The sequence below is a fragment of the Flammeovirga sp. AWQ4_249 genome (genome assembly GCF_056161045.1).
This window is the reverse complement of the sequence record NZ_JBSWYJ010000060.1, coordinates 20,316-28,351: the sequence shown is the minus strand read 5'-3', so window position 1 is coordinate 28,351 and position 8,036 is coordinate 20,316. Positions and strand designations below refer to the sequence as shown.

The 8,036-nt window shown below is 32.0% G+C and carries 6 protein-coding genes; 1 reads left to right on the top strand and 5 read right to left on the bottom strand.

The genetic code is table 11. The features are described from left to right. Window positions 1-155: 155 nt before the first annotated feature. Window positions 156-563, bottom strand: coding sequence for a hypothetical protein (locus tag ACXAHM_RS24285; RefSeq protein WP_474966208.1), 408 nt, complete (start codon window positions 561-563; stop codon window positions 156-158). A 31-nt stretch (window positions 564-594) separates the two neighbouring features. After that, the gene (locus ACXAHM_RS24280; protein WP_474966206.1) at window positions 595-1,488 is read right to left on the bottom strand and encodes an LLM class oxidoreductase; all 894 of its coding nucleotides are present in this window, start codon (window positions 1,486-1,488) and stop codon (window positions 595-597) included. A 111-nt stretch (window positions 1,489-1,599) separates the two neighbouring features. Between ACXAHM_RS24280 and ACXAHM_RS24275 the strand changes: the two genes are divergently transcribed. Continuing rightward, window positions 1,600-2,454: a LysR family transcriptional regulator gene (locus ACXAHM_RS24275; protein ID WP_474966203.1), complete on the top strand. Its 855-nt coding sequence runs from the start codon at window positions 1,600-1,602 to the stop codon at window positions 2,452-2,454. 65 nt (window positions 2,455-2,519) lie between these two features. Here the strand turns inward: ACXAHM_RS24275 and ACXAHM_RS24270 are convergent, their stop codons facing one another. The 3 genes from ACXAHM_RS24270 to ACXAHM_RS24260 form a co-directional block, all read right to left on the bottom strand. Continuing rightward, on the bottom strand, window positions 2,520-4,700 hold the full coding sequence (locus tag ACXAHM_RS24270) for a S9 family peptidase (RefSeq protein WP_474966200.1): 2,181 nt from the start codon (window positions 4,698-4,700) through the stop codon (window positions 2,520-2,522). Between the two features lie 244 nt (window positions 4,701-4,944). Then, window positions 4,945-5,265: a hypothetical protein gene (locus ACXAHM_RS24265; protein WP_474966197.1), complete on the bottom strand. Its 321-nt coding sequence runs from the start codon at window positions 5,263-5,265 to the stop codon at window positions 4,945-4,947. A 227-nt stretch (window positions 5,266-5,492) separates the two neighbouring features. Further along, on the bottom strand, window positions 5,493-8,006 hold the full coding sequence (locus ACXAHM_RS24260) for a carboxypeptidase-like regulatory domain-containing protein (protein WP_474966193.1): 2,514 nt from the start codon (window positions 8,004-8,006) through the stop codon (window positions 5,493-5,495). Between the last annotated feature and the right edge of the window lie 30 nt (window positions 8,007-8,036).

Genomic DNA, 8,036 nt, shown 5'->3' with positions numbered 1-8,036 from the left:
ATCAATTTTTAATTATATTTGGAGATAGAGTCAAGTTCTAAAACTTAACCCTATCCAAAAAGAACTTACACACTTTACAGGAAAGTGTCTTAAAACAAGAAACCCACTTTTAAACTAAAGGTGGGTTTTCTTATTTTCGAATTAAGATTATTTATTTATCCTGCATAAAAATGCAGATTACCTCTATCATAACGAATACTTCCTAATGCACCCATTTTTATTAAATTGATAAACAGTTCTGTCACTATTTCATACCGATTGTCAATATTTTCTTCAGGATACCTTAATGAAATGGAGAAAAAATCTTCCTCATTTTGAAAGCTTTTCACAAAAAATACATCAATTTTACTCTTATCAAGAATCTCAATTTTTTGTTCATTGAGTAGCCTTTTTTGCCAATGAATTAACTCACTTCTTAAAAGACCAATTTTCTCACGAGTACTATTCCATTCTGAAAAAGAATTGTCATAAATAGAATTGTAATCATATTGATAACCAATTTCTTTTAATAGTAATTTGATAGATTTTTCGTCATTTCGAATATAAAAATTGATGTATTTCATGTCTTTAAAAATTAAAGTTTGGTAATACTTTTTATCCTATTTCTTCCATTACTTCTTCAGCTTGTCTTTGACCATATTTCAGGTTAAGGATAACATGATTCACTCCTTCTTCTTGAAGTTTATGTAAGAAGTCATTCAAATATTTAGTCCCTGTTCTATAGCCAAGATGAATAGGGAAAGGAGCTGCATTTTCATTTTCACTAAGGTCAATGTAAAGTGATTGTAAAAATGGTTTCCAATCTTGTCCTTGTCTTTCTAAAGCGCCTTTCCATTCAGATTGAATAACTTTTAGCGTATTGATATCTCTTGGATAATAAATCCAACCATCGCCATTTTTAGCAATCCAATCTAATGACTGTCCAGAATGACCTGTAATAAGCATTGGAATTTTGTGCTCAATTTTTGGAAGTAGATCTCCATTTCGTCTTATTTCTCCATAATATTTAGATTCATGACTAGGGAATGATCCATACAAAGCATTGATATATTCAAAACTATCTTTGAAGTAATTCCCTTTTAAATCTCTATCTAACCCAAAAGCAGGATATTCAACGGCTCTATCTCCAGAAGCAACTCCAAGTATCAAACGATTATTTGATAAATCTTGAAGAGAAATGGCCGATTTTAATGTATTAATAGGATGTCTGAAAGGTAAGATAATACTACCTGCAGCAAGCTGAATTTTTGAAGTATGTGCTGCAATGTAAGTCATGTATACCCATGGATCATACATCTGTCCAACATCACCAAAATAAGGATCATGTAGTGGTACATCTCTGAACCATAAAGCACTAAAACCCAATTTTTCTGCTTTTTGAGCTAACCTCAAATGATTTTTCATAGTTGGAGTATCACATTTATAAGATTCTAAAGGTGTAAATATTCCAATCGATAACTTATCCTTTTTAACTAAATCCTGTAACATAATACGCTAACTTATTTGATTGATTTTCTTTTGATTACATTACAAAAGTACTAGCTTTATATTTATCGTAGAAACGGTTTATTTCGATATTAATAATCTATAAAAACGATTATGAATCTTCAGTTTATCAAATACTTTGTAGCTTTATCTAATACATTAAACTTTACAAAGGCCTCTGAACAGATGTTTGTGGTACAGTCCACTTTTTCAGCAGGGATTAAGAAATTAGAAGAACATCTTGATGTCAAATTATTTGAAAGGGATAAAAGAAATGTAACGCTCACAAAAGAGGGGCAGGTCTTTTTACCAAAAGCATTGGAACTTTTGAGGATATGGAATGAAGTAGAAGTAGGTTTTAAAGTGAAAGATGATGCACCATTGAATATCGGCTTTTTTCAGAATATTCTGATCGATGTGATTCTAAACTCAATAAATACTTTTAAAATCAATTTCCCATTTACGGAAGTCAATATTATAGAAAAGTCAGAAGATAATTTAAAACAGCTTCTGATTAATGAACAAATAGATATTCTTTTTACTGATCAGGAAATAGAGGACGAGAAAATTGATTTTCAGTTTATAACAGAAGAGAAACTAGTATTTGCTGTATATGAAAATCACCATTTAGCTACAAAGAAGAGCATTTCATTGGCATCATTACATGAAGAGGCATTTATTGAAAGATTGAACTGTCCATTATATGACGACTTATCAGATCGATTATCTGAATTGGGAGTAAAGCCGAATAAAGTTTTTGGAGCTCAAAATAATGGGTCTGCTTTAACATTAATTGCTTCAGAAATGGGAATTTCAGTAATGCCAGTACCACAATACAAAATGGAAAATATTGTATTTATACCAATTGAAGGAAGTGAGATCAAACGTAATATTTATTTGGCTTGGAATAATCAATTGATTAACAGAAAAAAGGGAATAAAGAGCTTCGTTGAATCATCTTTGAAGTAAAAATTAAACCCCACTTCCTTAAATTATGAAAGTGGGGTTCAAGTTATAATTAAAGATACCTAATCTTATAAGTTATTTTCTACAAATTCAGTCATTTGTTGGTATAAATGAAGTCTCGTGTTACCTCCATAGATACCATGATTTCTGTTTGGATAAAAGAACTCACGGAATTGCTTTCCGGATTTGATCAATGCATTAGATAAGTCAAAAGAGTTTTGAACATGAACATTATCATCACCTGTACCGTGGATCAAGAAGAATTTACCTTTTAATTTATCTACATGTTGAATAGGAGAGTTATCATCATATCCTGAAGGGTTTAACTGTGGAGTTTTTAAGAAACGCTCAGTATAGATCGTATCATAGTATCTCCAAGTTGTTACAGGAGCAACAGCGATTGCCATTTTGAATTGATCTGCACCTGTAAATAAACATAATGATGACATATAACCACCAAAACTCCATCCCCAAATACCAATTCTACCTGCATCAACATAGTTTTGAGCACCTAACCACTTCGCTGTTTGAATTTGGTCGATAGCTTCTAATTTACCCAATTGAGCATAAGTAGCATGTTTGAAATCTCTACCTCTTGAACCTGTACCTCTTGGGTCAACAACAGCTACGATGTATCCTTTTTGAGTCAACATTTGGTGCCATGCGAAGTTTCCTCCACCCCATGAGTTCGCAACTTGATTTGAACCAGGACCTGAGTATTGGAACATTAAAACAGGGTATTGTTTTGAAGCATCAAAGTCTGCTGGCTTTAACATGTAGCCATACAATTCAACATCATCCTCTGTTGTAAATGTAAAGTGCTCTTTTTTCACAAAGCCATAATCTGCAATTAGTTTTTTGAAATCAGCATTATCTACTAATACTTTTACTAATTCGTTTTTCTTTGTTTTGAATAATGATGTAGAAGCTACAGTTTCAGAATTACTATGTTTAGCGATATAATAACTGAAGTCATTACTCATATTTACGCTCGTTTGACCACTTTTCGTAGACAGTTTTGTTTTCTTTTTACCATAAATGTCAATAGAGTAAAAATCTCTGTCTAATGGAGCAACCTCATTTGAGATATAATATAATATAGCTTTTTTGCTTGCTTCATTGATACCTACCAATTGGCTAACTTCCCATTCACCTGAAGTAATTTGACGAACCTGAGTACCATCTACATTGTACAAGTAAATATGCTTATATCCACTCATTTCTGATGTGTAAATGAAATGCTTGCCATCTTTTAAGTACGTTAAATCATCACAGTAGTCAATATCTACATATGTTTTACTTTCTTCAGTAAGAATTACTTTGCTTTCACCAGACTCAGCATTCGCATGAAGAATCTCTAATTTATTTTGAAGACGGTTCATTCTGATGATTGATACTGTGTTAGCATCTGTCGTCCATGAAACTCTCGGGATATAAATATCAGTTTCAGTACCGATATTCAATTTTGTGTGCTTGTTTTTGTTTTCTAAATCAACAACTGAAACACCAACTACAGAGTTCTTTTGACCTGCTTTAGGATATTTGAATCTGTAATCGTTTGGATAAAGACCACCCCAAAGTTGCATGTTGTATTCAGGAACTTCTGTCTCATTGAAAATTTGGTAAGCGATTTTACGGCTATCAGGAGACCAGAAAAATGCTTTTGCAAATGAAAATTCTTCCTCATAAACCCAGTCAGCTGAACCATTGATGATATGATTGAATTTTCCGTCAGTGGTTAACTGCGTTTCTTTCATATCAGATAAGTCTACAACGAATAAGTTATTTTCTCTAACAAATGCTACTCTGTAACCATTAGGAGAGAAGGTCGCGTAGGATTGCTTTCCGTTTTGAGAAAGTTTTGTCAATTGCTTTGTACCAAAGTTATACACATAGTATTCTGCTTTGTATGATCGACGGTAGATAGATTCTCTTTCTGTCATTAAAAGAATTTGTCTTTCATCTGCAGAAAATGAATAACCCGCGATTTGAATAGAAGGAGTTAATTCGCCTCCGTCAAGAATTGTTTCTACTTCTTTACCAGTAGCTACATCATTTTTAATGATTTTATTACGCTCTAATTTTGTGTAATACTGTCCAGTGTTCATCCAACGTACAGAATTCACAGATTGAGGATAAAATTTGTAGTCTCTCCAGATATCCTCAAGAGAAATTTGATTGTTTTGTGCAGATGCCGAATACATTAGCACAAAGAAGAAGCCGATTAAAAGTGATAATCGTTTGTTCATATTTAAAGATTATTGTTGAAAGTAATGATTCTTACAATTGTTCACTTTGGTCATTTATAGAACTTTGTGTGTTTATAGTTTGGATAAAGTGAGTGAATTGGCAAATAATTACTTTGATTTGATGGAATAAAAAAAATCTTACCCCGCTAATTTACAGTGTAAGATTCTTTTATAAAAATACTTCAAAAGATGTATTTCCTTAAATTCAATTATTTTAAACGTATTATTTCTAATATGTCAATTTTTAGACAGCTTCGTCGTATTGAATTTGTTCCATATTTTCTTCCTTTTCCTCTTGTTGTTGACCACCTTGAGTGATGGCATACAATTCATCTTCTAAGAAATAAATATGATTTTGCATATCATTCAGACGTTGGTTTTTATCGTAAACGGTCTTATGTAGTTTGTCGATATAACCTTGGCTATCAATAAGCATTTTCTTTAGACGGTCCATATAGTCTCGGTCCGCTTCATTCCATCCTTGTTCGAGGAGCGTAACTTTTCTTTTGTTCAATTCAGCTTGGTGCGAGTTTCTCGGATAGTTAATACTCTGCTTTTTCATCATTAATTTAAAATTTATAAGTAGTAAAAAATCACATTTACACAGTAAGTAGTTAGCGGCGTAAATGTATACGTCGTCTCTATTAACAAATAGGACTGATAGTCTGTATTTTGAATAGATAAAAGTAATTCACAAACAGTATTTATAATGACAAATTTATAATGTTATGGAAATAATACAAATATTCCTTAGAAAAATCTTTAATTTATTTTAACATTAGTAAATTTCATTTAAAAAAGTAGGTTAAAAGAAATGTTAGGAGTTATCCCTAATTGAGAAACATCTGTCAACATATATTCATAAGAATTCGCTGATTCATGTCCTACCTGAGTTACTTGTCTTTCTTCTGTATTTTGTTGATTATAAAGGTCATAGATAGTCATGACGACTTCTCCCTTCATTCTTTTACCAATTCGGAAATTATATTCGGCAGAGAAATCTAATCTATGGTATAACGGTATTTCATAAGGCTCAATTTCAGTTTCAATAGGCCTTTCTCCCGGAACATTATTTTTTAGGAGTTGATTAAAATTATACTCTGTATTCTTTAAAACCCATGTAAAACCGATTTTCCAGCTTTTCTTTTTGTACATGCTAGCAAGCTGCAAAATATGTGTTCTTTTTTGTTCTGTTTCTTTCTGAGTGTATTGTTTAAGGTATTGATTAAAACCATAACTCGTGTAGAAATACCATTTAGCAAGATTATATTCATAAATAAAATCAACTCCATACGATTTACCATCACCTATATATTTATGAAAAAGCACTGGATTTCTAAAAATCAAATCCGACATTTCACCAGTACTTTGCTTATAATAAGCCTCTAAATCAAAAGAATGCTTATTTAACTTTAATGTACCGCCACCTATAAAATGATTAGAAGTCATGACAGGAATTTCTTCTCCATTGGACAAAATCCAAAAAGAATCATAGGTTAATTCATCCGATAATTCTCTGATAAATTGATAATAACGACCAGCAGAAAATTTTAAACTAAACTGTTCAGTGGTTCCAATTGGTAAAGTTCCTTGTACTCTTGGAGCAATATAGGCTTTACCGTTAGGTTGATAATACCAAACGCGACTTCCAGCCGTTAATGAGAGTTTATCTAAGAAAAAATTATACTGAGTGTAAATACCAAGTGTTGTAGCTTGTGTCAAATCATCTACTTCTTTGACAAAGAATCCACTAGGCTTCAGCGTTTTCTCAACATCATAATGCGTATAGACAGCACCGACATCCAACCTTCCCTTTTTTAAGAAAATTTGTTGATCAGAATGAATGCTAAAGTCTTGCATCTTTTGATACGTGTATTGTGTTATCTTCTTGGGTCTTCTATCTATTGAATCTTTTTTATAAAAAATCTTATTGCTTTCTCTCGTGTTGTTTGAATAGGTCATATACACACTAGAGTTCCATTTTTTATATTGAGCATTCCATTCCAAAGACATTGCATTGTTGCTCCAAGATCGATCATCCGAATTCGTATGCGTTGGAGCATTTGGTCTGTTGGGAGGTTTGGGTAATGCATAAGAAGATTGATAATTATCCATGGAATGTAGATAACTAAAGGCTACATTATTCTTATCGTTTATTTGATACAATACTTTGGCATTTGCATCCTGGTAATTAATGTCTGGTTTAATTTTTTGATTATACACATTAATCTGCTGTGTACCATTATTAAGTTGCCTATTATCAGAATTTTCACTCATTCCTCTATCATAGATTAATTTTTCAATTCCTCCATGATATTTTCTAAAAGTACCAAATACAGAAAGTTTACCTCTGACAATAGGTCTTGACAAATAGGCTTTATATCCCAATAGACTTATTCCTACATTTCCTTCTGTATGATAAAGTGTAGGATCTTTTAAGCCAATATCTAAAATACTTGATACTCTTGCTCCATATAAACAATCAAATCCTCCAGCATATAAAGTCGCTGAATTCGTTATGTCTGGATTAATCACACTTTGAAGTCCAAAATAATGGTCTAATTGATACATTGGAAATTTATCAATCAGTGTTAAATTTTGGTCTGTTTCTCCTCCACGTACTTCTAATGCAGAAGAAAGACCGGTTGTACTCACGCCAGGAAGTAATTTCAAAGCATAAAAAACATCTTCCTGATTTGAGGTAGGAAGGTTACCAATACCCGCATTTTTTACATTTTTTCCTCTACTTTGACGATCAATCAGAGAGGTGATAGAATCCAATTGAGCACTGTAAACTAATTCAGGAAGGTTACTTTTTGCTTCTTTTAAGCTAATATTTAAAGTCTTTATAGATTGAATTCCTGCTAAGGGTAACTTGTGCTCTTCATATCCTAAAAATTTAAAAGTTATCGTATCATTGGAAGGTACAGAAACGATAAAATTTCCTTTTTCATCTGAAACTGCATATTTCTGGGTTAATGAGGAAATAATTGTAGTATAAGGTAAAGTATTTCCTTGGTAATCAGTGATGGAACCACTTAATGTGATTTTTTGAATTGTTTTTTTTCGAATAATAATGAACTGTTCGTCAAGTACTTCATATTCAAGATTACTACCTGCAAGGCTTTGTACTAATGCTTTCTCAAGAGTGGCTTCTTGTAAAGTGATACTGACTACTTTGTCATTTACAATTTTATCATTAAAAGAAAAATAGACACCAAAATGTTGTTCAATCTCTTTTAAAACTTCTTTTAAAGTTCTTTCATGATATTGAGCACTAAGTAAAGGTCCATGTGCCCAACTCAATGGGCTCAAAAACAGTAGTAATAGTAATAA

Bases quoted from the DNA above. Each gene is read 5' to 3' on its own strand.
- ACXAHM_RS24265 (WP_474966197.1), bottom strand. From the start codon at position 5,265: ATGATGAAAAAGCAGAGTATTAACTATCCGAGAAACTCGCACCAAGCT.
- ACXAHM_RS24280 (WP_474966206.1), bottom strand. From the start codon at position 1,488: ATGTTACAGGATTTAGTTAAAAAGGATAAGTTATCGATTGGAATATTT.
- ACXAHM_RS24270 (WP_474966200.1), bottom strand. From the start codon at position 4,700: ATGAACAAACGATTATCACTTTTAATCGGCTTCTTCTTTGTGCTAATG.
- ACXAHM_RS24285 (WP_474966208.1), bottom strand. From the start codon at position 563: ATGAAATACATCAATTTTTATATTCGAAATGACGAAAAATCTATCAAA.
- ACXAHM_RS24275 (WP_474966203.1), top strand. From the start codon at position 1,600: ATGAATCTTCAGTTTATCAAATACTTTGTAGCTTTATCTAATACATTA.